Below are 23,867 nucleotides of genomic sequence, written 5' to 3' on the forward strand. Positions count from 1 at the left end.
TCCCCTAGATCTTCAGGTCGGTGCTGGCCATCGCGAGCTTGACGGCGGGATTGCCCTTGTATACCGACCAGGGCTCGGTCGATTTCGTGATCGCGGCAGCCATCGCGACGAACGTGCCTTCGCCGATCGTCACGCCGTCGCGCAGCGTGGCGTTCACGCCGACGAAGCTGTACGCGCCGATCTCGCAATGGCCGGACATGACGACATGCGAGGTCATCGTCACGTGATCGCCGACGCGCCCGTGATGCCCGATGTGGTTGCCGCTCCACAGCACGACGTTGTTGCCGATGGTCGTGAACGGCTGCAGCGTGTTGTCTTCGAGGATGAAGCAGTTCTCGCCGATCGTGTTGTGGCATACGGTCGCGCGCGAGCTGACATAGCTGATCAGCGGATAGCCGCGCGCCTTGAGCTCGTTGAAGATCTTCTCGCGCTCGAGGTTCATCCGCTTCGGCGACATCGGCGCGAAGAAGCTGAAGTCGCCGGGAGGATGGGACTCGACGACGTCCTCGAACGCGATCACGGGCAGGCCCTTGAACGTGCCGCTTTCCGGCAGGTACTGCCGGTTCACGCAGAACGCGGTCACCGTATGCGGCGAATCGTGCTCGAGGTAGTAGTGCGCGAGTTCCGCGTAATCCTGCAGGCCGAACAGAATGACGTTTGCCATCAGTTGTGCTCCCTGTACACGTACGTCGTGTACTCGTAAAGCCCGTAGTCGTGCCGCACCACGTAGTGGCGCGACAGCTCGCGCGACAGGAAGTGCGTCAGCTGCGTGACTGGTACGTGGAACAGGTCGTCGCGCTCCCAGTCGACTTCCTTCGACATCACGTTGAACGCGATGCCCTTGCGCGCCTTCGGGAACACGACGCGCAGCACGCGCGAGAAATAGTCGAACATCTCGTCGTAGCCGAGCTCGCGCTTCTCGGTGAAGACGCCATTCATCACGATGTAGTCGTATTCGCCGAGCCGGTCGGGCTCCGCAAGCACGTCGACGCACTGGTAGTCGTTGTCCGGATACTTGCGCCGAGACAGGTCGCAGAAGGCGGGCGACGCATCGAGCCCGGCATAGCTCAGGCCATCGACGCCGTGGTCCAGTATGTACTGGTACAGATGCGACGCCCCGCAGCCGAAATCGAGCAGCGTGGCAGGCGTCGACCCGGGCCGCACCAGGTCGAGCATCACGCGATATCGCGTGTCGGCGTCCTCGGCGTTGGGCCAGTCCACGCCGCGATGCGTATCGCCGTGGCGCTCGAGGCACGACTCGTAGTGACGGATGAGGGTGTTGTGGAGATCGTCTTTCATGACAGCGTGGCGCCAGCCAGCAGTTGGTCGATCGACGCGTCGTCGTTGCACATCAGCACGTCGATGATCGACAGCGCCGGAACGAACGTGCCGCGAACGGGCGTGTACGGTGCGAGACCGGGTGTCAGGAACTTCAGCTGCAGGCCGGCGGCGGCGAAAGTGTGCGGGTCGTACAGTTCCTGCCCGCCGACCGGGTTCACGTAGATGTCCGCGTGCTCCTGCCGGCCGATGTCGATGATGCGCGCCTGGGCCTTCAGGTCCGCGTTCGCGTAGCGTCGCGACGTCGCGACGATGTTCGTGTCGAGCCGCAGGTGGTCGCGCAGCGTGATCAGGCCGTGCAGCAGGAAATCGGCGAGGTTGGGTGCGTCGTGCATCAGGATGCGTTCGACGACCGGAAACACACGCGCGAAATGCGGCGAGCGTGCGTAGCTCTGGTGGATCGTGCGCAGGATCCGGGGCCGCCACGCCGCGTCGTCCGCCACTTCGATATCGCAGATGAGCCGGTTCTGGCTCGCCTGCCGCAACGGCATGGTGATCATGTGCGACGCGCCGTTGACATTGATGCGGTTGCGATTGATCCAGCCGCGATTGATGAAGCTCACGTCATCGAACACGACGAACGTGTCGACGCTGGCCATCAACTGGAAATAGCCGACGTACGGGAAGAAGTACGGCTGCATGACGGCGAGCCGGCGTTCAGCTTGCATGTTGCGTCAGGCCGGCCTCGGCCAGCACGATGTCGATGATCCGGTCCTGGTCGCGCGCGGTGAGCGCCGGATAGATCGGCAGGCACAGCACCTGATGCGCGATTTCGCTGGCGACGGGCAGGTTCGAGCGTGCCGACGACGGCAGGCCGCGATAGGTCGGAAACTCGCTGATCAGCGGGTAGAAATACCGGCGCGCCGCGACGTTGTGCGCGCGCAGCGCATCGTAGACCGCGTCGCGCGTCACGGGGAAGTCGCGGGTGATGCGCACCGGGAAATACGAATGGTTGCGGGTGCTGTGCTCGGGAACCGGGGGGAGCAGCAGGCCCGGCACGTTCTTCAATGCCGCTCGATAGCGCTCATCGACGCGCGCGCGGCCGTCCGCGATCCGGTCCATGTGCTGGAACTGCAGCAGGCCGAATGCCGCCTGCACCTCGTTCATCTTGCCGTTGATGCCGGGGCCGATCACCGTCACTTCGTCGACGAAGCCGAAGTTCTTCAGATGATCGATGCGGCGCTTCGTCTTTGCGTCGCGGCAGATGAGCGCACCGCCCTCGAACGTATTGAAGATCTTGGTGCCGTGAAAGCTGAGCACGGACATGTCGCCGAATTCGAGCACCGAGCGGCCGTGGCGGCGCACGCCGAACGCGTGCGCGGCGTCGTAGAGCACGCGCAGGCCGTAGGTGTCGGCGATCCGTTCGATCGCGTCGACGTCGCACGGGTAGCCGTAGACATGTACGGGCAGGATCGCGGTCGTCTGCGGCGTGATCGCCGCTTCGATGCGCGCGGCATCGAGATTCATGGTCACCGGATCGATATCGACGAACACCGGGCGAATGCCGTTCCAGTGCAGCGCGTGCGTCGTGGCGACGAAGCTGAACGGCGTCGTGATGACTTCGCCGGTGATCTTCATCGCCTGCAGTGCAGTGATCAGCGCGAGCGTCGCGTTGGAAAACAGCGAAATATGCTCGACGCCCAGGAATTCGCAGAGCGACCGTTCGAGTTCCGCATGGAAGCGGCCGCCGTTGGTGACGATCTTGCTTTCCCAGATCTGGTTCAGATACGGGAGGAACTCGTCCAGCGGAGGCATGTAGGGCTGTGTGACGGGTATGAGCTTGTCCATGATGCTGTCCCGAAGTCGTACGTCTCGAGCGCAAATGCGCACACCGGTGATCGTGAGAACACTCTAGCGGGCGCGACGCCCGGCTGATCGGCCGAGCAGGAGGCGGTTTGCGAGCCAATTCGCGGTAATGCCGCCGCTCGCTCGCCGGGCTGGCCGGTCGCGCCGCATGCAACCGGCCCGTGCGTTCAGCCGGCCGCTTCGTCGATGAGCATCGAGGTCGGCCGGTCGGGCAGGGCCGCATCGAACGAGACCGGCGCATCGCCCGCGCACCAGCGGCGCCACATCATCCGCAACGCGACCGACAGCCCCTGCGCGACGACGTCGGGATGGAACGGCGCCGACGCGAGGCAGCGGTCGCGCAGGCCGCTGCGCAGCGTCTGCAGCATGTCGGGATCGTCGGCGAGCGCGATGGCTTTGCGGACGAACTCGTCCTTGTCGTGTGCAATGAAGGCGTCGAGATCGACCCGCGTGAGCCAGCTTGCGGAGCCGCGGGTCGGGATCGAAAACCCGGCGAGCGTCACGGTCGGCACGCCCATCCACAGCGCGTTGAGCGTCGTCGTCGAACCGGCGTATGGGAACGTGTCGAGGCAAATGTCGACGCGATGATGCTGCTGCAGATAGACGGGGATGGTTGCGCGCGGCTGGAACGTCAGGCGCGCGGGATCGATGCCTTCGGCCGCAAACCAGCCGGCGATCGTGTCGCGATCGCGGTCCTGCTCGATCGCGCCGATCACCATCCGCGCGTCGGGCTTCGCGCGCAGCACCGCGGCCCACAGCGCGATCACGTCCTGGCGCAGCTTGTTGAGCCGGTTGAAGCTGCCGTAGGTGACGTAGCCGTTGTGCAGTGCGGGCAAGCCGTTGACGGGCGGACAGTTCGCCGGCGGCGAATACGGCGCCAGCGCGGGCATGCGCACGATTTTCTCGACGAACTGGTCGTCCAGCTCGCCGGCCGGCGTGACGACGCTGTCGCTGAGGTAGTAGTCGATCGCGCTCATGCCGGTCGTGCCCGGGTAGCCGATCCACGATGCCTGCAGCGGCGCGGGTTTGCGTGCGAGCGCAACCAGACGGTTGCGGCCGGTGTGACCGGAGAGATCGATCAGGATGTCGATGCGATCGTTGCGGATCTGTTCGGCGAGCGCGGCGTCGCCCAGCGTCGTCACGGTTTTCCACGTGGTGGCGTGCGCACGCAGTTTGGCGGTGACGTGATCGTCGATCACGAAGTTGTAGTAGAAGTGCAGCGACAGATTCGGGTCGCGGCTCAGGTGTTCGACGACAGGTAGCAAGTAATGCGCGACCGCGTGGTTCAGCAGGTCGCCGGAAACGAAGCCGATCCGCAGCGCGCGCTCGGGGTCGCGTGAATTGGCGTAATTTTTCGGCAGTGCGTGTCGTTCGTGCCGTTTGCCGAATGCGCGATGTTCGTCGAGCAACATCTGCGGCGTGTTGGTGTCGTCGTGAATCAGGCTGAACAGCAGCGAACTGTGCGACACGCTGTCGTTCGGATCGATTTCGATGGTGCGCCGCAGCCAGGGAACCGCCTCCTGCGCGGCGCCCTGATCCAGCAGCACGAAGCCGAGTGCCCCGTTGGGCGATGCCGCATGCGGAGCCAGTTCCACTGCGCGTCGGCATGCCGCGACAGCTTCCCGCTGGCGCCGCAGCCCATGCAGCGCAATGCCGAGAATCCGATGCGCCTCCACATTCGTCGGTTGTGCGGCAATGATCAGGCGGCATTGGGTTTCCGCTTCCTGGAGCCGGGTCATGAGTCGCAGCGTATCGGCGAGCAGCGTCCGCAGCAGGAGGTCGCCGGGAAAGCCTTCAAGTGCGCGATAGGCGATATCGATCATTTCGGCGTATTGCAGGTCCCTGTAGAGCGAGACCGCAAGGGCGCGCAGGCACGCGGCGTCGTCCGGATATTCGGCGACGAGTCGTCGCGCGAGCGCGAGCGCTTCCGCCGATCGTTTCTTGTCGAAGAGTCCGGCGTGTTTCTGCAGTTTGTGCAGCGGCGCTTTGCGCACGGGGCCGGCGGGGACGTCCCCGGTGGTGCTTTCGTGGGGTGCGTGCCGGGACGAAATATTCAGCGTGATGCCGGCCGGGCTGCCCGGGCCCGCAGCGGGGGCCGTGGGAAACGTCGCGGTGGGCGTTGCCATTTGCGAGATCAGGCCGTCCAGCGCGGGGCCGTGTACGCCGCGCTGCTGTGCCATTTCGACGGCGATCCATGCGGCAGGTGCCTGGTCCGCCCGGTACAACGCGTTGATGTAGCTGACCCAGCATTGGCCATTGCCAGGATTTTCCCCGAGCGCGATCTCGAAGTGCGGAATCGCGTCGGCCGGCTGCCCGGCGTCGACCAGCAGCACCGCGAGGTTGTAGTTCGCTTCCGCGTGTCCCGGGACGGCATCGAGGATCGCGTCATACAGCGCTTTCGCATCGTCGAATGCGCCGTCGTGATGGCGCTCGATGGCATTCTGCATGACGAGTGCGATATCTTGCTCGAACTGCTGCTCCGGGCTGAGCGTGGCGCGATCGGACGAGTCGAGTGGAAGCATGGCGGGGGACGCGGTTATTCGGTGTTTGCCATTATCTGTAACGTGCGGTCGCGCCGAACTCGCGAGATGGTGCCAAAAGCGCGGCCAATTCCATCGATTGGACAGAGTTGACGCGGCAAAGCGGCGACATACCGGATGCACAAAAAAACGCCCGCACGAGGCGGGCGGAGGCGAACGAGCACGCCCTCACATCAGCGCGTAGTTCTTGTTGTCGGGTTGGCGCGGCGTTTGCGGTGCGTCAGCGGCTCGCGACGTTCTGGTACTGGCCGACGGCCTGCACGCGGCCCATCGCCGCCTGGTATTCGTCGGTCAGCTCCTGCTGCGCGCGTTGCGCGTCGGCGAAGATGCGCTCGTTGCTGGCCTGCATGCGGCGGATCGCGGCGATGCCGGCCGGCGGCTGGTCGGCCGCGAGCAACGCGACGAGCGGCTCGCGCGCGTCGACGAGGCGTGTCGCCTCGATCCAGTCGGCCATCGCCGCCGCATGTTCGATCGCATCGGTGAGCGCGTCGAGCTGCGCGATCAGTTCGGTCTGTTCCATCGTGGCTCTCCTGTCCGGCCGGCGGTCAGCCCTTGTTGTTCGACATCGCGCCGGCGCTGTTCGCTCCGCCGAACAGCTGCGTCAGGTACTGCGAGTTGCTGTTCATCGTCGACATCAGCTTGTTGAGCGCGGTGAACTGCGCCTGGTACTGGCTGGTCAGCTGTGCCGCGTAGTTCGACAGGTTCGTCTGCTGCGTCGTGACGCTCTTCAGGTCGTTGCTGAGCGCCGTCGTGCGCGCGGCGATCAGCCCGTTCGTCTTCGTGTAGTTCGTGATGTTCGTCGTCAGCTGCTGGCCGATTCCGTTCGTCGAGTTGAACAGCGAAGCAACGCCCGACGGGTTGGTCTGCAGCGCGGTGTTGAGCGTCGTGCTGTCGGTCTTCAGCGTGCCGTCGGCCTGCAGCGTGACGCCGATCGACGCGAGGTTGATCGTCGAGCCGTTGTTGTTCACGCCGCTCGCGACGATCGACGCGAGCGAGTTCTTGATCGTGTTCAGCGTCGAATCGCCGAGCAGCGGGCCTTGCGACGACGCGCCGGACGTGAAGCTCGACAGCGAGCCCATCGTCGTGACGAGCGTGTTGTAGAGCGTCACGAAGTTGTTGACTGCGGCGGCCTGGGTTTTCGTGTCGGTGGCGACCGTCAGCGTCTGGGTCTGGTTCGCGTTGACGGCGGCCGTGGTCAGGTTCAGCGTGACGCCGGTGATCGCGCTCGTCACGGTGTTGCTCGCGCTCGTGCCGGCGATGCCGTTGATCGTGAACGCGGCGTCCTGCGCGGCCGTGCTCTGCTTCCACGCGGCGCTGCCGTTCGCGGACGTGAACGTCGACTGGCCGCCCGTCGTACTGGCCGTCGACGTGACGCCGAGGCTGGACAGGCCGTTGTCGCCGGACACGTTGCTGAGCGCGACGCTGATCGTGTTCGCCGCGCCGGTCGGCGTCGAGCTGAGCACGAGGTGCGCGCCGTCGCTGCCGTTGACGACCGATGCGACGATGCCCGGGTTGCCGGTTGCAGTGTTGATCGCGGCGGCGATGCCGGACAGCGTGTTGTTCGTGCTGCTTACGTTGACCGTGAACGACTGGCTGCCGAGCGACAGCGTCATCGTGCCGGTGCCGAGCGCCGTCGACGAACCGAACGCGGCCGACGACAGCGACTGCGACGTCGCGATCTGCGTGACGCCGACCGAATAGCTGCCGGCGACGGAGCCGGCGCCCGCGGTCGCGGTGAGGCCGGTGCCGCTCGCGGTCGCGGTGAAGGTGTTCTGCAGCGAGCCGTTCGACAGCGTCGTGAGGCTGGTCTGCAGCGCGCTCAGCGCGGCCGAAAGGGCACCGTACGCGGAAATCTGGGTGTTGTCGCTGGCCTGCTTCGCGGTGAGCGCGGCGCTTTGACCGGCGGTCTTCGCGTTGACGAGCGCCGTCACGAGCGAGTTGACGTCCATCGACGAGTTGCCGGTCGAACCGCTGATGATCGATTGCGCGGCCTGCTGCAGCTGGCTGTTGGCCGAGTTGGTGGCGGAATTGACGGCGGAATTGATCGTCGACATCGTGTTGCTCCGTGCGGCGGATGATCCGTGAAATGCTGGGTGAAGACCTGGCCGCGGGGCGAAGCCCCGCGCGCCAAGCGTTTGCGGCCGGGCCGCGCGTTACGCGGGGCCCGGCCGTCGGTTGCTACGCGATTACTGCAGGAGCTTCAGGACCTGCTGCGGCAGCGAGTTCGCCTGTGCGAGCACCGAGATGCCTGCTTGCTGCAGCACCTGGTTCTTCGACATGTTCGCGGTTTCCTGCGCGAAGTTCGCGTCGGTGATCTGCGACTGTGCCGACGACAGGTCGGTCGACTCTGCCTGCTGCGCCGTTGCGATTGCCGTGAAACGGTTTTGTGCCGCGCCGAGTGCCGCCTGCACGTTGTTCACCGTCTGCAGCGCGTTGTCGATCGACACCATCGCGACGTTCGCACCGCTGACCGTGCTGATGTCGAGGTTCGACACGGTCTTCGGCGTGTTGACGGCGTTGATCTGCGCGATCGCATTGTTGATCGCCGTCAGCTGTGCAGCGGTGGTGCCCGCGCCGGTTGCGCCCGATTGCAGCGACAGTGCGCCGACTGCCGTGCCCGTGCCGGCCGTTGCGTTCGAGCCGAACACGGCCGTTGCGGCGCCCGAGGTGATGCCCTGGCCGTTCTGGTCCGTGAACGTGTAGCCGCCCTGGCCATCCGAAATCACGTTGATCGCGGTGATCGCTGCGCCCGAGCCGGTGTATGCGCCGGCGTTCGTGAGCGACAGGCCCGTCACCGTGCCGACCGTCTGGCCCTTCTGCACCAGGCCGCCGCCGATCTTCGCAGCCGACATGCTTTGGCTCAGGTCCAGCGAAATCGTCTGGCCGACGTTCGCGCCGACCTGGAACGACACGATGCCTGCCGAGCCGTCGAGGATGTTCGTGCCGTTGTACGTCGTTTGCGACGAGATACGGTTCACTTCCTGGATCTGCTGCGCAACTTCCTGTTGCAGTGCTGCCTGGTCGGTCGTGGACATCGTGCCCGTCGACGCCTGGACGGCTAGCTGGCGGATACGTTGCAGGCTGTTCGTCAGCGACGACAGTGCGCTCGATGCCGTTTGGATCATCGACACGCCGTCGTTCGCGTTCGACACGCCCTGGTTCAGGCCGTTGATCTGCGTTTGCATCCGCGTCGAAATCGCGAGGCCGGCTGCGTCGTCGGCTGCGCTGTTGATGCGCTTGCCCGACGACAGACGCGTGATGGCTTGCGACAGTGCGCCTTGCGAGCCGTTGAGGTTCTGCTGAGCAACCAGCGAGTTGATGTTGCTATTGATTCCGAGCATGGAAAAATCTCCTGTTTAAGCCGAAAGCCCTGGAAAGCCGTTTTGGCGTCGGCGGAAGCACTCGTTCATTGCTGGCCGCCTCAGAGCAGGATTTCGGCGTACCAAAACAAAACTTGAGGGGTGTGTTGAGATTCGTCCCGATTTTTTATCGTTCTTTGTCATTTCGGACGGGGCGGGCCAGATGCCCGACTAACGGGGGCAGAGGCCGGCCTGTCGACGGAGTTGCAAGGCTGTGCGCACGGAATCGACAAAAGGATGGTTTTGTCTGTGATTCCCTGATATGATGGCGGGCTGAATTGAGATTTCTGTCACGCCTTTGCCGGTTTCCGGCATGTCTGCTGGCAGTCAAACGCGGCGCTGCACGCGGTTGTGAAGCGTACTCGCGGTGCTTTCCGCCTCTCTTTTCCGGCCTCCGAGGCCGTATTTCCGCTCGTTTCGCCTGTTGTGGGGGACGCTCGGATGGCCGGTGCGTGGCGCTTGGCCGCTACGTTTTTGACCGTTTAAGCAATTTAGGAACGACATGACGACGATTCTTCTGAAAGAAAACGAGCCGTTCGAAGTGGCGATTCGCCGCTTTCGTCGCGCTATCGAAAAAAATGGCCTGATCGCTGAACTGCGCGAACGCCAGTCTTACGAAAAGCCGACCGCAGTCCGCAAGCGCAAGAAGGCAGCAGCCGTCAAGCGCCTGCACAAGCGTCTGCGCAGCCAAATGCTGCCGAAGAAGCTCCACTAAGAGCGTCTTACGGCTCGCCGCTACGGTTCGCCGCGAAACGGCGGAGTGTGTCTCGAAAGAGGCCGCTCCGCCGTTTTGCTATTGGAGGCCGGGAAAGTCCCGATGCCGTGACGTCGAGGCCGCCGACCCGCGCGTGCCGGTGATCTATCTGTCGCTCGCGGTCGGTCGTGCCGGCGTCGTCACGCGCCGCGCGGTGATTGTAGGGGGCAGAGCCGTTGCAGGCTCCGGGTGATGGTTGGCGCTGGTCAGCCCGCCTTGCGCCGGCGTGCCGGCTGCTTGCCGCCGAGCGCCGCGCATTGAGCGTGGCACGGGCAGCCGGCCTCGTGATCGTTGACCATGCCGGTCGCCTGCATCAACGCATAGCAGATCGTCGAGCCGACGAACTTGCAGCCGTATGCTTTCAGCGCCTTGCTGAGCGCGTCGGACTGTTCGGTCGACGCAGGCGCGTCGCGATACGACTCCCATGCGTTCTGGACCGGCGTGTTGCCGACGAACGACCACAGGAACGCGGCAAGCGACCCGTGCTCGTCGCGGATGCGCTGCACGGCGCGCGCGTTGGTTACCGCCGATTCCACCTTCGCGCGGTTGCGCACGATGCCGGGGTTCTCCAGCAGTTTCTCGATGTGCTTCGGCGTGAAGCGCGCGACGGCGTCGACGTCGAAATCGGCGAACGCTTTGCGATAGCCCGCGCGCTTGTTCAGGATCGTCGACCACGACAGCCCGGCCTGCGCGCCTTCCAGGATCAGCATTTCGAACAGGTGGCGATCGTCGTGCGACGGCACGCCCCACTCGGTATCGTGATAGTGAGCATCCGCTTCCGTCTTCACCCAGTTGCACCGCTGCGACATCGTCTGCCTCGTTTTCAGTGTCGGTTCGATCGCGCCAGCATAGCGGAAGCCCTTTTCGCGGGATAGCCGGCCGAACGGCAGATGGGCGCGCGGTACCGATCCGGTTAAGCTTGGCGCCTGTTCGAATCAGCGGGATGGAAGCATGGCGACATTACTTTTTGCGATCGGCATCGACGGCGGCGGCACGGGTACGCGCGCGGTGCTGGCCGACCGGCACGGGCGCGAGCTCGCGCAGGGGCGCGGCGGCCCGTCGGGGCTCGGTCTCGGCATCGAGCGTGCGTGGGCGTCGATCGGCGCGGCCTGCGCGGATGCGTTCACACAGGCCGGGTTTGCGTTCGACTGGCCGCAATGCGCGCTCGGCTGCGGGCTCGCAGGCGTCAACAATGCGGCGTGGCTCGCCGCGTTCCGCGCGCAGGCGCCACTCGGCGCGCTCGCAATCGAGAGCGACGCGTATACGACCGTCGTCGGCGCGCACGGCGGCGCGCCGGGGCTCATCGTCGCGCTGGGCACCGGCAGTATCGCGGCGGCGCTCGATGCGGACGGCGCGTGCCGGATCGCGGGCGGCTTCGGCTTTCCGTCCGGCGACGAGGCGAGCGGCGCGTGGCTCGGCGTGCGTGCGCTCGCATATGCGCAACAGGCGCTCGACGGCCGCGTGCCGCGCGACGCGTTCGCCGACGCGCTGCTCGCGGAAACGGGCGCGCAGGATCGCGACGCGCTCGTCCAGTGGTCGTGCGATGCGAACCAGACGATCTATGCGCGGCTCGCGCCGATCGTGTTCGCGCACCGCTCGCACCCGGTCGCGGGCGCGCTGATCGCGCAGGCCGGCGAAGAGATCGGCAAGATGATCGATGCGCTCGATCCGCAGCAGGCGCTGCCGGTCGCGCTGTGCGGCGGGCTCGCGGACGCGCTCGCGCCGGCCGTGCCGGCGCGCCACGCCGCGCGGCTGCGCGCGCCGCTCGACGATTCGGCGCATGGCGCGCTGCAGCTCGCGCTGCAGGCGCTGCGGGCTGCGGAAGGCGGTTGAAGGCGGGTTGACGGCGCGCCGCAGCGGCGCCGAAGGCGGCGCCTGACCTGGAACCGTCCGGCGTGCAGCCGGGCGCGACGTTAGAATGGCCGTTCCGCAGAGCCCTGAGCGCCATTCTTCCGTCCCATGTACAAAGTCATCGCCACCGATCTCGACGGTACCCTGCTGAACAGCGATCACCAGCTCGATCCGTACACGATCGATACCGTCCGCCGGCTCGAGCGCGACGGCCTGCAGTTCGTGATCGCCACGGGGCGCCATTACGCGGACGTCGCGGGCATTCGCGACGTGCTCGGCATCCGGCCGTACCTGATCACGTCGAACGGCGCGCGCGTGCATGCGCCGGACGACACGACGATCCACGCGCAGGACATCGATCCCGCGATCGTCCGCGGCCTCGTGCAGCCGGACGTCGTCGGCACGCACGGCCGCGTGATCGTCAACCTGTTCACCGACCAGGGCTGGCTGATCGACCGCGATGCGCCGCACCTGCTCGAATTCCACCAGGATTCGGGCTTCCGGTACGATGTGATCGACATGCCCGCGCACGACGGCGCGGATATCGCTAAGGTGCTGTACATCGGCGAACCGGCCGATCTGGCGATCGTCGCCGAGCAGATGCGCGTGCGGTTCGGCGATGCGCTGTACGTCACGTACTCGCTGCCCGACTGTCTGGAAGTGATGACGGCGAACGTGTCGAAGGGCCGCGCGCTGCGCACGGTGCTCGCGCGGCTCGGCGTCGATACCGGCCACTGCATCGCGTTCGGCGACAACATGAACGACATCGACCTGCTCGAAACCGCCGGTCACGCGTTCATGATGAACAATGCGAATCCCGACCTGGTCGCGCGGCTGCCGCACATCCCGCGGATCGGCAACAACTTCGATGCGGGCGTCGCCCGCCACCTGCGCACGCTGTTCTCGCTCGAGGACAACGTCGCCGCTTCCTGAGCGAACGCCCCGAGCGTGCTTCCCGAGCGGCAATGAAAAACGGGCGCCAAGGGCGCCCGTCGAAATTGCCTGCCTCGATGTTCTTCGACAGCGTGAGGCTCGCTGCTCTGCTCGCGTAACCCCGTAGTGTTTTATTCGCTTGTGCGCGCCGATGCCGGCAGCAGGTCGACGGCGTCGTCGCGCCCTGCGACCAGCGGGTAGATGATCCCTGCGAGTACCGCGCCGATCAGCGGTGCCACCCAGAACAGCCAGAGCTGGCCGATCGCGTCGCCGCCGACGAACAGCGCCGGGCCGGTCGAGCGCGCCGGGTTCACCGACGTGTTGGTGACCGGAATCGAGATCAGGTGAATCAGCGTCAGGCACAGGCCGATCGCGATCGGCGCGAAGCCGGCCGGCACGCCGCGCTTGTCGGTGGCGCCGAGGATCACGAACAGGAAGAAACCCGTCATCACGACTTCGCAGATGAACGATGCCGCCAGCGAGTAGTGGCCGGGCGAGCGCTCGCCGAAGCCGTTCGTCGCAAAGCCGCTGCCGACGACGTCGAAGCCCGGCTTGCCGGTCGCGATCAGGTACAGCACGAAGGCGCCGAGCGTTGCGCCGACAACCTGCGCGACGATGTATGGCGCGAGATCGCGTGCCGGGAAACGCCCGGCGACCGTCAGGCCGACGCTCACCGCCGGATTCAGGTGGCAACCCGAAATGTGGCCGATTGCGAATGCCATCGTCAGCACGGTCAGGCCAAAGGCAAGTGCGACACCGGCAAAGCCGATGCCGAGGCCCGGAAAGGCGGCGGCCAGCACGGCGCTTCCGCACCCGCCGAGCACCAGCCAGAACGTGCCGAATACCTCTGCAGCGAGACGCTGAGAAAGATTCATGTAAGGACCTCGTTCAAGTGGGTTGAAGACAACCGGACGACACGACGGATTTATTCCGTCGCCCGGAATTGGTCTGGATTATAGGAAATGAATCGGGTCCGGGAGGGTCAACGATTGTTAAATTTGAATGGCTGACGAATGCCTTTTATTAGAATAAGCCCGCATTCTCGATATAGCCGAATTGGTTAAAGATGACAGTATTTATTTCGAAGGGCAGGGCTGCAGTGCGGATGGCGTAACGGATGTTTGTGTCCCGGTCGGATTCGCCGGGGCCGCATCATCGAAAAGGGAGTCGAAAAAATGTCTCAATACGCGAAACTCAAGGCGCAGATTGCCGATCTGCAGGCCCAGGCGGACGACGTACGCCGCCAGGAAGTGGCGGCGGTGATTGCCGACGTCCAGCGAATGATTGCCGAATACGGCCTGACGGCCCAGGACCTGGGCTTCGCGGAGCGGGCGCGGCGCGGCCGCCCGCCGAAGAAGGCGCCGCTGCCCCCGAAATACCGTGATCCGAAGTCGGGTGCGACCTGGAGCGGGCGCGGCAAGCCGCCGAATTGGATCGTCGGGAAAAACCGCGATCGATTCCTGATCGAATGACTGAAAGCCAAAAAGAAAGAGCCGCATCGTCGATGCGGCTCTTTTGCTTTGCGGTTTTGCGCGCCGATTTCGGCGCGGATTTTACGGAATATTTCCGTGCGGATTTCCGCGTCAGGCGCCTGCGACCCGGCGCAATGCCGGTTGCCTGGTAGCCGCGCAAAGCGATTCGTAAGTCTCGACATAACGCTGCGCCATGGCCTTCGAGCTGAAACGTGTGTCGAAACGTTCGCGGATCGCGGTGCGCGACAGGCTGTCGATCCGGTGCAATGCGCCGACCGCGCCCTGCACGTCCTCGACGATGAAGCCGGTCACGCCGTCCTCGATCACTTCCGGCACCGAGCCGCGATTGAATGCGACGACCGGCGTGCCGCACGCCATCGCCTCGATCATCACGAGGCCGAACGGTTCCGGCCAGTCGATCGGGAACAGCAGCGCCTTCGCGCCGGACAGGAACGCGGGCTTCTGCGCTTCGTTGATCTCGCCGATGAATTCGACGTGTGCCTGGCCGAGCAGCGGCTCGATCACTTCCTTGAAGTAGTCGGCGTCGGCCTTGTCGACCTTCGCGGCGATCTTCAGCGGCAGCCCGCTTTGCGCGGCGATCCGGATCGCCGTGTCGACGCGCTTTTCGGGACAGATCCGGCCGAGGAACGCGAGATATTCGGGCTTCACGCCCGGCTGCGGCGTGAGCAGCGTGTCGGGCAGCCCGTGGTACACGGTGCCGGCCCACGCGGCCTGCGGCAGCGGCTTGCGCTGGTTGTTCGAGATCGACACGACCGGCGCGTCCGGGAACGAGTCGAACACGGGCTGCAGCTCCGGCAGGTCGAGGCGGCCGTGCAGCGTCGTCACGTACGGCGTGTCGAGACGCGACATCAGCGGGAACGGCAGGTAGTCGAGGTGAAAGTGCAGCACGTCGAATTCATGTGCGACGCGGGCGACCTGCTCGAGGAGCCGCATGTGGGGCGCCATCGAATCGCGGATCGACGGGTCGAGCCGCAGTGCGCGCGGCCAGGCCGCCTCGAGGCGGGCCGACGTGACGGAGTCGCCGCTGGCGAACAGCGTCACGTCGTGCCCGAGTTCGACGAGCGCCTCGGTGAGGTAGGACACGACACGCTCGGTGCCGCCGTAGAGTTTCGGCGGGACGGCTTCGTAAAGGGGCGCGATCTGGGCAATTCGCATGGATGTTCTCCGATGTCGATCCGTGTGGGCGCTGCGGCGCCGATGCGGATCCCCTACAAGGTTGCGGAACTCGCCGACGCACGCTGTTGGCGGTACGTGGCCGGGCCCTGGGCGGGGTGCGCGGGGCGCCGGACGGCAAGCTGCGGGGCGGGCCGGCACGGCTCGCGCCGCCGCCCATTGGAGTCCATTATCGATATCGGCCTGAGGGGTTCGAGTGTTTTTTCAAACACTTAAGGCTTGTTACACGATGAAATACGCGAAAACCCCGAGAAAAAGGGCGGGAAAACAGAAATCGAGACAGAATCAACTATTGTTGCGCCATCGTGAAAAACCACTATAATTTTTACCGATCCGATTGTCGGCGGCCTTGCCGGCAAGCCTGCCGCCATTGCGCGGCGGCCGTCGGGCACATCTCGGCCGAATTCGCGCCGTCACCCGCTTTCCCGATTGCCCCCTTTCAATTCGCCTTGTCGGAAAAATTCCTACACGGTTTACAGACAAATCCTGCGCGGCATACGCCACTTCGCTGATACCGACATAAATGCCGTTTGGCCAAAATTCGCCCTGTAAGAATATAAACGAGCCGACTGAGCGCCTGGTGCGCCCTGATCGAGCAAACGTTGTCATAACACGAATGGCCAAAGCAAAGCTCTTTAACGGGGGAATCATGAGCGCTACCAGCGAAATGCTCAGTGAGATCAAAGAGGTCAACCTGTCGTACCTCCTCCTCGCGCAACGCCTGTTGCGGGAAGACAAGGCGATGGGCATGTTCCGCATGGGAATTTCCCAGGAACTGGCCGACGTGCTCGCGAACCTCACGCTCGCACAGACCGTGAAGCTCGCCGCGTCGAATCAGATGCTGTGCCGCTTCCGCTTCGACGATCACGCACTGCTGTCGTCGCTCGCCGACAAGGGCCGTAGCGATGTCGTCGCGCATGCCCACTCGGCCATCCTGATGGCCGGGCAGCAGGTCGAAAGCGTCCGCTGATCCATCCCGCCTTGCGTTTGTCCCGGCGTGCCGCGCCGGCCGGCAGCGTATTGGCCATCCATCCGAACCACGTCAAGCGGACGGTTATCACCATGGCAAGCAAAAGCGTCGTGATCGAGGTGAAGGAAATCACCCTCGCCATCGAACTGATCGAACTGGGCGCCAGGCTGCAGTTGCTGGAGGCGGAGACGAGCCTGTCGCGGGACCGTCTGATCAAGCTGTACAAGGAACTGAAGGGCGTGTCGCCGCCGAAGGGGATGCTGCCGTTCTCGACCGACTGGTTCATGACGTGGCAGCCGAACATCCACTCGTCGCTGTTCTACAACATCTACCGGTTCATGCAGGACCACGGCCGCTGCGAGCCGATCCAGTCGATCGTGAAAGCGTACCGGCTCTATCAGGAGCACGTGAACCTGTCCGGCGACGAGGCCGCGCTGAGCCTCACACGCGCGTGGACGCTCGTGCGCTTCTTCGATTCGGGGATGCTGCAGATGACCCCGTGCACGCGCTGCGGCGGCCACTTCGTCGCGCACGCGCATGATCCGCATCAAGGTTTCGTCTGCGGCCTGTGCCAGCCGCCGTCGCGCGCGGGCAAGACCCGCAAGGCCGCCGCCGCGCGCGCCGAACTGGCCGCCGCTGCGGCCTGAGCGCCGCCGGGCGGGGTGCAAGCGGCTGCCGCGGGCCGCGCGAACCGTCTGCCGACTGCTGGTAAACACCGTCGGGCCGCCGCCGGGCGGTCGCGAAAGTTTTCCTGCCGACTGCCGTAAACCTGTTTAACGGCGATCTTCCCGCCGGTCTTTCATGAGGGACAGGCAGTGCTGATTATCGTGGGAACACTCGTGACGCTGTTGTCGGTCTTCGGCGGTTATGCGCTGGCAGGCGGGCATCTGGGCGCCTTGATCCAGCCCATCGAGATCCTGATGATCGTGGGCGCCGGCGTCGGCGCATTCATCCTCGGCAACGGTGGCAAGACCATCAAGGCCACGCTGCGCGTGCTGCCGACGCTCTTCAAGGGCTCGAAATACACGAAGGACGTCTATATGGAGCTGATGGCGCTCCTGTACGTGCTGCTCGCGAAGGCGCGCAAGGAAGGCACGCTGACGCTCGAGGCCGACATCGACGATCCGGAAAAGAGCCCGATCTTCACGCAATACCCGAAGATCCTCGCCGATCACCACATCGTCGAATTCCTGACCGACTACCTGCGCCTGATGGTGGGCGGCAACATGAACGCGTTCGAGATCGAGAGCCTGATGGACGAGGAGATCGAGACGCACCACTCGGAAGGCGAAGGCCCCGCGCACGCGCTGATGCGCGTCGGCGACGCGATGCCGGCGTTCGGCATCGTCGCGGCCGTGATGGGCGTCGTGCACACGATGGCGTCCGCGGACAAGCCGCCCGCGGTGCTCGGCGCAATGATCGCGCAGGCGCTGGTCGGCACGTTCCTCGGGATCCTGCTGTCGTACGGGCTGATCGGGCCGCTCGCGAGCCTCGCGGAGCAGCGCGTCGCCGAGTCGACCAAGATGTTCCAGTGCATCAAGGTGACGATCCTCGCGACGCTGAACGGCTATGCGCCGGCGATCGCGGTCGAGTTCGGCCGCAAGGTGCTGTTCTCGACCGAGCGGCCGTCGTTTTCCGAGCTCGAAGAGCACGTGCGCCGCGTGAAGGCGAAGTGACGCGGAGCGACCAATGAGCAAGAGCAAGGATCGCGCGATCGTCGTCAAGCGGGTGGCCCCGGCGAAGAAGGGCCACCACGGCGGCGCATGGAAGCTTGCGTACGCGGACTTCATGACCGCGATGATGGCGTTCTTCCTGCTGATGTGGCTGCTGAGCTCGGTCACGCCGGTGCAGCTGAAGGGGATCGCCGAATACTTCAACACGCCGCTGAAGGCCGCGCTGTTCGGCAGCGGCGACCGCAACTCGCAGGACTCCAGCATCATCAACGGCGGCGGCCGCGACCTGTCGAGCACCGACGCCGGCACGCTGCGCCGCACCGACGGTACGATGTCGCTCGCCGAGCGCGTCGCGAAGCCGGTCGACGAGCATGCGCAAGCGCAGGCGCAGGGCGCGATCGAGCGGCTCGAGCAGGCGCGCCTGCACGACCTGCAGATCAAGCTGATGGCCGCGATCGAGGCCAACCCGACGCTGCGCCAGTTCAAGCAGCAGATCCGCATCGATTCGACGCTGATGGGGCTGCGCATCGAGATCGTCGATACGCAGAAGCGGCCGATGTTCGCGATGTCGAGCGATCACGTCGAGCCGTACATGCGCGACATCCTGCGCGAAATCGGCAAGACGCTGAACGACGTGCCGAACCGGATCATCGTTCAGGGCCACACCGACGCCGTGCCGTACGCGGGCGGCGAGGGCGGCTACAGCAACTGGGAGCTGTCGGCCGACCGTGCGAACGCGTCGCGCCGCGAGTTGATTTCCGGCGGCATGGACGAGGCGAAAGTGCTGCGCGTGCTCGGCCTCGCGTCGACGCAGAACCTGAACAAGGCCGACCCGCTCGATCCGGAAAACCGCCGGATCAGCGTGATCGTGCTGAACCGCAAATCCGAAGAAGCGCTGATGCGCGACGACGCGACGACCACGACGCTGTCGGCCGACGCGGCGGGCTCGAAGCTGCTCGCGCAGCAGCTCGCCGGCCCGGCGCCGGCTGTGCGTCCGGCGGTCGCGAGTGCCGCCGCCGCGGCGCCGAAACCCTGACGTTCCCGAGATTCCGAGACAGACATGATCCGAACCATTCTCGCCATCGACGACTCCGCGACCATGCGTGCGCTGCTGCAGGCAACGCTTGCGCAGGCCGGCTACGACGTGACGGTGGCGCCGGACGGCGAAGCCGGCTTCGACATGGCCGCGACCGCGCCGTACGACCTGGTGCTGACCGACCAGAACATGCCGCGCAAGAGCGGGCTCGAGGTGATCGCCGCGCTGCGCAAGCTGACCGCGTATGCGGACACGCCGATCCTCGTGCTGACGACCGAAGGCAGCGATGCCTTCAAGGACGCCGCGCGCGACGCGGGCGCGACAGGCTGGATCGAGAAGCCGATCGATCCGGTCGTGCTGGTCGACCTGGTCGCGACGCTGTCCGAGCCGGCTGCCTCCTGAAATGAACGCGACGAATCCAACCGGTGACCGGGCATGACTCTCGATATCACGCAGTTCTACCAGACCTTTTTCGACGAAGCGGACGAGCTGCTCGCGCAGATGGAGCAGCTTCTGCTGAACCTCGACGTCGACTCGCCCGACCCCGAAGACCTGGCCGCGATCTTCCGCGCCGCGCATTCGATCAAGGGCGGCGCGGCGACGTTCGGCTTTTCCGCGCTGACCGATACGACGCACATCCTCGAATCGCTGCTCGACCGCGCGCGCAACCATGAGTTGACGCTGACCAAGGAGATGATCGACGCGTTCCTCGAGACCAAGGACGTGTTGTCCGACCAGCTCGTCGACTACCGCGCGAGCGCCGAACCGGACGCGGCAGCCGCCGCGACGATCTGCGCAAAGCTCGAACGGTTGAAGGCCGAGAGCGGCGCGGGCGCGCCGGCGGTCGCTGCGGCCGCGCCTGCCGCGCCGGTCGCCGCTGCTGCCGAACCGGCCGCACCGGCAGCGGAGCCCGCCGCCGGCGGCGATCGCGCGCCCGATCACGTGGTCGAGCAGGCCGTCGCGGCCGCGCATCCGGCGGCCGACGCGGGCGAAGACGGCCCGCACCTGAAGATCACGCTGGCGGGCGTCGACGCGAAGGACCGGGAACTGCTCAGCGAAGAACTCGGCAACCTCGGCCGGATCGTCGGCCGCGAGGAAGCGGGCGACGACCTGACGCTGTGGCTCGAATCGGACGTGCCGTCCGACGACATCGTCGCCGTGTGCTGCTTCGTGATCGACGAAAGCCAGATCCGCATCGCGCACGGCACGGCGCCGGCCGCGCCGGCGGCACCGGCTGCCGCGCAGGACGCTGCGGCACCGGCCGCCGAACCGGCCGTCGCCGCGCAACCCGCCGCGCGGGTCGAGGTATTCGCGCCGCAGGCCGCCGCGCCGCAACCGGCCGCACCGGCTCCCGCAACCGTCGAGCCGGCCGCAGCAACGCAACCGCCGCAGCAACCCCAACGGCCGCAGGCCGAGCACGCGGCGCAGGCCGCCGCGCATCACGACGACAAGCGTGCGCGCCCGGCCGCCGCGGCCGCATCGGGCGCCGAAGGCAGCTCGATCCGCGTCGGCGTCGAGAAGGTCGACCAGCTGATCAACCTCGTCGGCGAGCTCGTGATCACGCAGGCGATGCTCGCGGAGACCGCGAGCGCGTTCGATCCGGCGCTGCACGACCGCCTGTTCAACGGGATGGCGCAGCTCGAGCGCAACGCGCGCGACCTGCAGGAAGCCGTGATGTCGATCCGCATGATGCCGATGGACTACGTGTTCAGCCGCTTCCCGCGGCTCGTGCGCGATCTCGCCGGCAAGCTCGGCAAGCAGGTCGAGCTCGTCACGTTCGGCCAGGCGACCGAACTCGACAAGAGCCTGATCGAACGGATCATCGATCCGCTCACGCACCTCGTGCGCAACAGCCTCGACCACGGGATCGAGACGGTCGACAAGCGCGTCGCCGCCGGCAAGGACGCGGTTGGCCAGCTCGTGCTGTCGGCCGCGCATCACGGCGGCAACATCGTGATCGAGGTCAGCGACGACGGCGCGGGCCTGAACCGCGAGCGGATCCTCGCGAAGGCCGCGAAGCAGGGCATGCAGGTGTCCGACAACATCAGCGACGAAGAGGTGTGGAACCTGATCTTCGCGCCGGGCTTCTCGACCGCCGAGACGGTGACCGACGTGTCGGGCCGCGGCGTCGGGATGGACGTCGTGAAGCGCAACATCCAGTCGATGGGCGGCCACGTCGAGATCTCGTCGCAGGCCGGCCGCGGCACGACCACGCGGATCGTGCTGCCGCTGACGCTCGCGATCCTCGACGGAATGTCGGTGAAGGTCGGCAGCGAGATCTTCATCCTGCCGCTGAACTTCGTGATGGAGTCGCTGCAGCCGTCGATCGACGACATCTACACGGTCGGCAACGGCGAGCGCGTGGTGCGCGTGCGCGGCGAATACCTGCCGCTGGTCGCGCTGCACGAGGTGTTTTCGGTCGAGGACGCCCGCACCGACCCGACGCAGGGGATCGTCACGATCATGCAAACCGAGGGGCGCCGCTTCGCGATGCTGATCGACGAGCTGGTCGGCCAGCAGCAGGTGGTCGTGAAGAACCTCGAAACCAATTATCGCAAGGTGCACGGCATCTCGGCGGCGACCATCCTCGGCGACGGCAGCGTCGCGCTGATCGTCGACGTCGCGGCGCTGAACCGAGAAACCCGTGCGACGCACGGCGCCCGAGCCGGCGCCGAGCTCGCGATGTTCTGACTCTCGCCATTCAACCGATTGGGGGCAAACGTGTCTGCTGAAGTCCAAATGATCAATCCGGCCGCGGCGAACGCGGCGACGAGCCGCCGCGACGCGGCGCAAGGCGACGCGACGGGCCAGGAATTCCTCGTGTTCACGCTCGGCGACGAGGAATACGGGATCGACATCCTGAAGGTGCAGGAAATCCGCGGCTACGACAGCGTCACGCGCATCGCGAACGCGCCGGACTTCATCAAGGGCGTGATCAACCTGCGCGGGATCATCGTGCCGATCGTCGACATGCGGATCAAGTTCCATCTCGGCCGCGTCGAGTACGACCATCAAACCGTCGTGATCATCCTGAACGTCGCGCATCGCGTGGTCGGGATGGTGGTCGACGGCGTGTCGGACGTGCTGACGCTGCAGACCGACCAGATCATGCCGGCGCCGGAATTCGGCGCGACGCTGACGACCGAGTACCTGACGGGCCTCGGCACGGTCGACGGCCGGATGCTGATCCTGATGGATATCGAGAAGCTGATGTCGAGCCGTGAAATGGCGCTGATCGAGACACTCGGCGGGTAAGCGCGCCGCGCGCGCAGGAATTTCGGGAGAATCTGCAATGTTGCATAACTGGTCGATCCGCACGACGCTCACGGCGGTCGGACTCATCCTCGTGTGCCTGGCCGCCGCGGTCGGCGGGCTCGGCCTCTACGCGCTCGATCACGCGAGCCGCTCGCTCGACGAGATCGCGCACGTCGACCTGCCGGCGATCCATGCGCTCGACGACACGGCCGCGCACCTGCTGCGTGCGCGTGTCGCGCTCGATCGTTTCCGTACGCTGACCGAAGCCGGCAATGCGGCTGACGCGACGAAGGTGCTCGACCGCGCGCAGGAGCTGTTTGCGAAGTCGAACCAGAACTGGCAGGTGTTCCAGTCGTTGCCGAAGCTCGGCGTCGAGCAGACGCTCGTCGACGAGCTCACCGCACGCTACACGACGATCGTGAAGGAAGGCGTCGAGCCCGAATTTGCCGCGGCGCGCGCGGGCGACATGGCGGCGTACCACGCGATTGCCGACACGAAGATCAGCCCGATGTTCGTCGCGTTCGACCAGACGGCGGCAGCCGTGATCGTATCGCTGCAGAAGCGCGCGGAAGAGCGCCAGGCCACGACGCAGTCGCAGATCTCGCTGATGGTCGCGCTGATCGCGGCCGGCATCGCGGTCGCGTTCGTCGTCGTGATCGCGATCCGCTTCGCGATGCGCGGGCTGATCGTGAAGCCGCTCGAGGACGCGATCGCACACTTCGAGCGGATCGCCGGCGGCGACCTCACGCAGCCGGTGAACGTGTCCGGCACGAACGAGATGGGGCGCCTGTTCGGCGGCATCAAGCGGATGCAGGACGCCGTCACGACGATGGTGCAGTCCGTGCATCGCGGCACCGAATCGATCGACGTCGGCGCGCGCGAGATCGCGACCGGCAACATCGACCTGTCGCAGCGCACCGAGGAGCAGGCCGCGTCGCTGCAGGAAACCGCATCGAGCATGGAGCAGCTGACGGGCACCGTGCGGCAGAACGCGGAGAACGCGCGGCAGGCGAGCCAGCTCGCGGTGAACGCATCGGACATCGCGACGCAGGGCGGCGAGGTGGTCGGCCAGGTCGTATCGACGATGCAGGACATCGCGGCGAGCTCGGGCAAGGTCGTCGACATCATCGGCACGATCGAAGGCATCGCGTTCCAGACCAACATCCTCGCGCTGAACGCGGCGGTCGAAGCCGCGCGTGCGGGCGAGCAGGGCCGCGGCTTCGCGGTGGTCGCGGGCGAGGTGCGCTCGCTCGCGCAGCGCAGCGCGAGCGCCGCGAAGGAAATCAAGCAGCTGATCGGCGATTCGGCCGAGAAGGTCGACAGCGGGTCGGCGCTCGTCGCGCGCGCGGGCTCGACGATGGACGAGATCGTACAGGCCGTGCGCCGCGTGACCGACATCATGGGCGAGATCAGCGCCGCGTCGGAAGAGCAGTCGACCGGCATCGAGCAGGTCAACCGTGCGGTCAGCCAGATGGATTCGGTCACGCAGCAGAACGCGGCGCTCGTCGAGCAGGCAGCGGCCGCGGCCGCGTCGCTCGAGGAGCAGACGCGCCAGATGAAGTCGATCGTGTCGGGCTGGCGCGTGACGGGCGGCATCGTGCTCGCGCCGGCGCGCGGCGTCGCGCGGCCGGTCGCGCATGGATCGGCGGCCGTGCCGGCACTGCCGTCGGAGCCGCGTCGCGACGC

General features: G+C 65.9%; 23 protein-coding genes. 12 read left to right on the forward strand and 11 right to left on the reverse strand.

Going from position 1 to position 23,867, the window contains the following annotated elements:
* Positions 1–4: 4 nt before the first annotated feature.
* The 8 genes from ACNQQL_RS15505 to ACNQQL_RS15540 all read right to left on the reverse strand — a co-directional run bounded on the left by ACNQQL_RS15505 (position 5) and on the right by ACNQQL_RS15540 (position 9,025).
* Entirely contained in the window at positions 5–664 is a 660-nt protein-coding gene (locus tag ACNQQL_RS15505; RefSeq protein ID WP_347064619.1) for an acetyltransferase, read from the reverse strand.
* Positions 664–1,299: a class I SAM-dependent methyltransferase gene (locus tag ACNQQL_RS15510; protein ID WP_347064620.1), complete on the reverse strand. Its 636-nt coding sequence runs from the start codon at positions 1,297–1,299 to the stop codon at positions 664–666. The genes ACNQQL_RS15505 and ACNQQL_RS15510 overlap by 1 nt, the downstream gene beginning before the upstream one ends.
* Positions 1,296–2,006, reverse strand: a complete 711-nt coding sequence (locus ACNQQL_RS15515; RefSeq protein WP_347064621.1) for a WbqC family protein — start codon at positions 2,004–2,006, stop codon at positions 1,296–1,298. Before ACNQQL_RS15515 ends, ACNQQL_RS15510 begins: the two co-directional genes overlap by 4 nt.
* Positions 1,996–3,126: a DegT/DnrJ/EryC1/StrS family aminotransferase gene (locus ACNQQL_RS15520; RefSeq protein WP_347064622.1), complete on the reverse strand. Its 1,131-nt coding sequence runs from the start codon at positions 3,124–3,126 to the stop codon at positions 1,996–1,998. The genes ACNQQL_RS15515 and ACNQQL_RS15520 overlap by 11 nt, the downstream gene beginning before the upstream one ends.
* 185 nt (positions 3,127–3,311) lie before the next feature.
* Positions 3,312–5,666 carry a tetratricopeptide repeat protein gene (locus tag ACNQQL_RS15525; protein ID WP_347064623.1) on the reverse strand — a complete coding sequence of 785 codons (2,355 nt, stop codon included), beginning with the start codon at positions 5,664–5,666 and terminating at the stop codon, positions 3,312–3,314.
* A gap of 238 nt (positions 5,667–5,904) precedes the next feature.
* Positions 5,905–6,204: a flagellar protein FliT gene (locus tag ACNQQL_RS15530; RefSeq protein ID WP_072443080.1), complete on the reverse strand. Its 300-nt coding sequence runs from the start codon at positions 6,202–6,204 to the stop codon at positions 5,905–5,907.
* Positions 6,205–6,229: 25 nt separating this feature from the next.
* A complete protein-coding gene (gene fliD, locus ACNQQL_RS15535) occupies positions 6,230–7,738 on the reverse strand; it encodes a flagellar filament capping protein FliD (protein ID WP_347064624.1) in 1,509 nt (502 codons plus the stop codon).
* A 132-nt stretch (positions 7,739–7,870) separates the two neighbouring features.
* Positions 7,871–9,025, reverse strand: a complete 1,155-nt coding sequence (locus ACNQQL_RS15540) for a flagellin (protein ID WP_034183889.1) — start codon at positions 9,023–9,025, stop codon at positions 7,871–7,873.
* 520 nt (positions 9,026–9,545) lie between these two features.
* On the opposite strand from ACNQQL_RS15540, the gene rpsU reads away from it, so the two are divergent.
* Entirely contained in the window at positions 9,546–9,758 is a 213-nt protein-coding gene (rpsU, locus tag ACNQQL_RS15545; RefSeq protein ID WP_006401410.1) for a 30S ribosomal protein S21, read from the forward strand.
* A gap of 245 nt (positions 9,759–10,003) precedes the next feature.
* On the opposite strand, the gene ACNQQL_RS15550 is transcribed toward rpsU, so the two are convergent.
* On the reverse strand, positions 10,004–10,606 hold the full coding sequence (locus ACNQQL_RS15550; protein WP_347064625.1) for a DNA-3-methyladenine glycosylase I: 603 nt from the start codon (positions 10,604–10,606) through the stop codon (positions 10,004–10,006).
* Between the two features lie 142 nt (positions 10,607–10,748).
* On the opposite strand from ACNQQL_RS15550, the gene ACNQQL_RS15555 reads away from it, so the two are divergent.
* Together ACNQQL_RS15555 and ACNQQL_RS15560 are read left to right on the forward strand one after the other, a co-directional pair.
* The gene (locus tag ACNQQL_RS15555; protein ID WP_347064626.1) at positions 10,749–11,630 is read left to right on the forward strand and encodes a BadF/BadG/BcrA/BcrD ATPase family protein; all 882 of its coding nucleotides are present in this window, start codon (positions 10,749–10,751) and stop codon (positions 11,628–11,630) included.
* A 126-nt stretch (positions 11,631–11,756) separates the two neighbouring features.
* On the forward strand, positions 11,757–12,581 hold the full coding sequence (locus ACNQQL_RS15560; protein WP_347064627.1) for a Cof-type HAD-IIB family hydrolase: 825 nt from the start codon (positions 11,757–11,759) through the stop codon (positions 12,579–12,581).
* Between the two features lie 131 nt (positions 12,582–12,712).
* Here the strand turns inward: ACNQQL_RS15560 and aqpZ are convergent, their stop codons facing one another.
* On the reverse strand, positions 12,713–13,456 hold the full coding sequence (gene aqpZ, locus ACNQQL_RS15565; RefSeq protein ID WP_347064628.1) for an aquaporin Z: 744 nt from the start codon (positions 13,454–13,456) through the stop codon (positions 12,713–12,715).
* 300 nt (positions 13,457–13,756) lie between these two features.
* On the opposite strand from aqpZ, the gene ACNQQL_RS15570 reads away from it, so the two are divergent.
* Positions 13,757–14,053: an H-NS histone family protein gene (locus ACNQQL_RS15570; protein WP_006489320.1), complete on the forward strand. Its 297-nt coding sequence runs from the start codon at positions 13,757–13,759 to the stop codon at positions 14,051–14,053.
* 111 nt (positions 14,054–14,164) lie between these two features.
* Here the strand turns inward: ACNQQL_RS15570 and ACNQQL_RS15575 are convergent, their stop codons facing one another.
* Positions 14,165–15,229, reverse strand: coding sequence for a glycosyltransferase family 4 protein (locus tag ACNQQL_RS15575; RefSeq protein WP_347064629.1), 1,065 nt, complete (start codon positions 15,227–15,229; stop codon positions 14,165–14,167).
* 667 nt (positions 15,230–15,896) lie between these two features.
* Here ACNQQL_RS15575 and flhD point away from each other — a divergent pair.
* The 8 genes from flhD to ACNQQL_RS15615 form a co-directional block, all read left to right on the forward strand.
* Positions 15,897–16,217 (forward strand): flagellar transcriptional regulator FlhD, encoded by a 321-nt coding sequence (gene flhD, locus ACNQQL_RS15580; RefSeq protein WP_069746442.1) that lies wholly within the window; start codon positions 15,897–15,899, stop codon positions 16,215–16,217.
* 92 nt (positions 16,218–16,309) lie between these two features.
* Complete coding sequence (gene flhC, locus ACNQQL_RS15585) at positions 16,310–16,864, forward strand: flagellar transcriptional regulator FlhC (RefSeq protein WP_011350591.1); 555 nt, start codon at positions 16,310–16,312, stop codon at positions 16,862–16,864.
* A gap of 168 nt (positions 16,865–17,032) precedes the next feature.
* Complete coding sequence (gene motA, locus ACNQQL_RS15590) at positions 17,033–17,893, forward strand: flagellar motor stator protein MotA (protein WP_072443097.1); 861 nt, start codon at positions 17,033–17,035, stop codon at positions 17,891–17,893.
* Positions 17,894–17,906: 13 nt separating this feature from the next.
* Positions 17,907–18,926, forward strand: coding sequence for a flagellar motor protein MotB (motB, locus tag ACNQQL_RS15595; protein WP_347064630.1), 1,020 nt, complete (start codon positions 17,907–17,909; stop codon positions 18,924–18,926).
* Positions 18,927–18,950: 24 nt separating this feature from the next.
* The gene (locus tag ACNQQL_RS15600) at positions 18,951–19,328 is read left to right on the forward strand and encodes a response regulator (RefSeq protein ID WP_047899513.1); all 378 of its coding nucleotides are present in this window, start codon (positions 18,951–18,953) and stop codon (positions 19,326–19,328) included.
* Positions 19,329–19,361: 33 nt separating this feature from the next.
* Complete coding sequence (cheA, locus tag ACNQQL_RS15605; protein WP_347064631.1) at positions 19,362–21,617, forward strand: chemotaxis protein CheA; 2,256 nt, start codon at positions 19,362–19,364, stop codon at positions 21,615–21,617.
* Positions 21,618–21,665: 48 nt separating this feature from the next.
* Positions 21,666–22,181: a chemotaxis protein CheW gene (cheW, locus tag ACNQQL_RS15610; protein WP_072443103.1), complete on the forward strand. Its 516-nt coding sequence runs from the start codon at positions 21,666–21,668 to the stop codon at positions 22,179–22,181.
* Between the two features lie 37 nt (positions 22,182–22,218).
* Positions 22,219–23,867, forward strand: a 1,649-nt coding sequence (locus ACNQQL_RS15615; protein ID WP_347064632.1) for a methyl-accepting chemotaxis protein, incomplete at its 3' end; no start/stop codon positions are given.

Source organism: Burkholderia sp. LFS061, assembly GCF_047978125.1.
GTDB lineage: Bacteria > Pseudomonadota > Gammaproteobacteria > Burkholderiales > Burkholderiaceae > Burkholderia > Burkholderia pyrrocinia_C.

Bases quoted from the DNA above. Each gene is read 5' to 3' on its own strand.
- ACNQQL_RS15505 (WP_347064619.1), bottom strand. From the start codon at position 664: ATGGCAAACGTCATTCTGTTCGGCCTGCAGGATTACGCGGAACTCGCG.
- ACNQQL_RS15510 (WP_347064620.1), bottom strand. From the start codon at position 1,299: ATGAAAGACGATCTCCACAACACCCTCATCCGTCACTACGAGTCGTGC.
- ACNQQL_RS15515 (WP_347064621.1), bottom strand. From the start codon at position 2,006: ATGCAAGCTGAACGCCGGCTCGCCGTCATGCAGCCGTACTTCTTCCCG.
- ACNQQL_RS15520 (WP_347064622.1), bottom strand. From the start codon at position 3,126: ATGGACAAGCTCATACCCGTCACACAGCCCTACATGCCTCCGCTGGAC.
- ACNQQL_RS15525 (WP_347064623.1), bottom strand. From the start codon at position 5,666: ATGCTTCCACTCGACTCGTCCGATCGCGCCACGCTCAGCCCGGAGCAG.
- ACNQQL_RS15530 (WP_072443080.1), bottom strand. From the start codon at position 6,204: ATGGAACAGACCGAACTGATCGCGCAGCTCGACGCGCTCACCGATGCG.
- fliD (WP_347064624.1), bottom strand. From the start codon at position 7,738: ATGTCGACGATCAATTCCGCCGTCAATTCCGCCACCAACTCGGCCAAC.
- ACNQQL_RS15540 (WP_034183889.1), bottom strand. From the start codon at position 9,025: ATGCTCGGAATCAATAGCAACATCAACTCGCTGGTTGCTCAGCAGAAC.
- rpsU (WP_006401410.1), top strand. From the start codon at position 9,546: ATGACGACGATTCTTCTGAAAGAAAACGAGCCGTTCGAAGTGGCGATT.
- ACNQQL_RS15550 (WP_347064625.1), bottom strand. From the start codon at position 10,606: ATGTCGCAGCGGTGCAACTGGGTGAAGACGGAAGCGGATGCTCACTAT.
- ACNQQL_RS15555 (WP_347064626.1), top strand. From the start codon at position 10,749: ATGGCGACATTACTTTTTGCGATCGGCATCGACGGCGGCGGCACGGGT.
- ACNQQL_RS15560 (WP_347064627.1), top strand. From the start codon at position 11,757: ATGTACAAAGTCATCGCCACCGATCTCGACGGTACCCTGCTGAACAGC.
- aqpZ (WP_347064628.1), bottom strand. From the start codon at position 13,456: ATGAATCTTTCTCAGCGTCTCGCTGCAGAGGTATTCGGCACGTTCTGG.
- ACNQQL_RS15570 (WP_006489320.1), top strand. From the start codon at position 13,757: ATGTCTCAATACGCGAAACTCAAGGCGCAGATTGCCGATCTGCAGGCC.
- ACNQQL_RS15575 (WP_347064629.1), bottom strand. From the start codon at position 15,229: ATGCGAATTGCCCAGATCGCGCCCCTTTACGAAGCCGTCCCGCCGAAA.
- flhD (WP_069746442.1), top strand. From the start codon at position 15,897: ATGAGCGCTACCAGCGAAATGCTCAGTGAGATCAAAGAGGTCAACCTG.
- flhC (WP_011350591.1), top strand. From the start codon at position 16,310: ATGGCAAGCAAAAGCGTCGTGATCGAGGTGAAGGAAATCACCCTCGCC.
- motB (WP_347064630.1), top strand. From the start codon at position 17,907: ATGAGCAAGAGCAAGGATCGCGCGATCGTCGTCAAGCGGGTGGCCCCG.
- ACNQQL_RS15600 (WP_047899513.1), top strand. From the start codon at position 18,951: ATGATCCGAACCATTCTCGCCATCGACGACTCCGCGACCATGCGTGCG.
- cheA (WP_347064631.1), top strand. From the start codon at position 19,362: ATGACTCTCGATATCACGCAGTTCTACCAGACCTTTTTCGACGAAGCG.
- cheW (WP_072443103.1), top strand. From the start codon at position 21,666: ATGATCAATCCGGCCGCGGCGAACGCGGCGACGAGCCGCCGCGACGCG.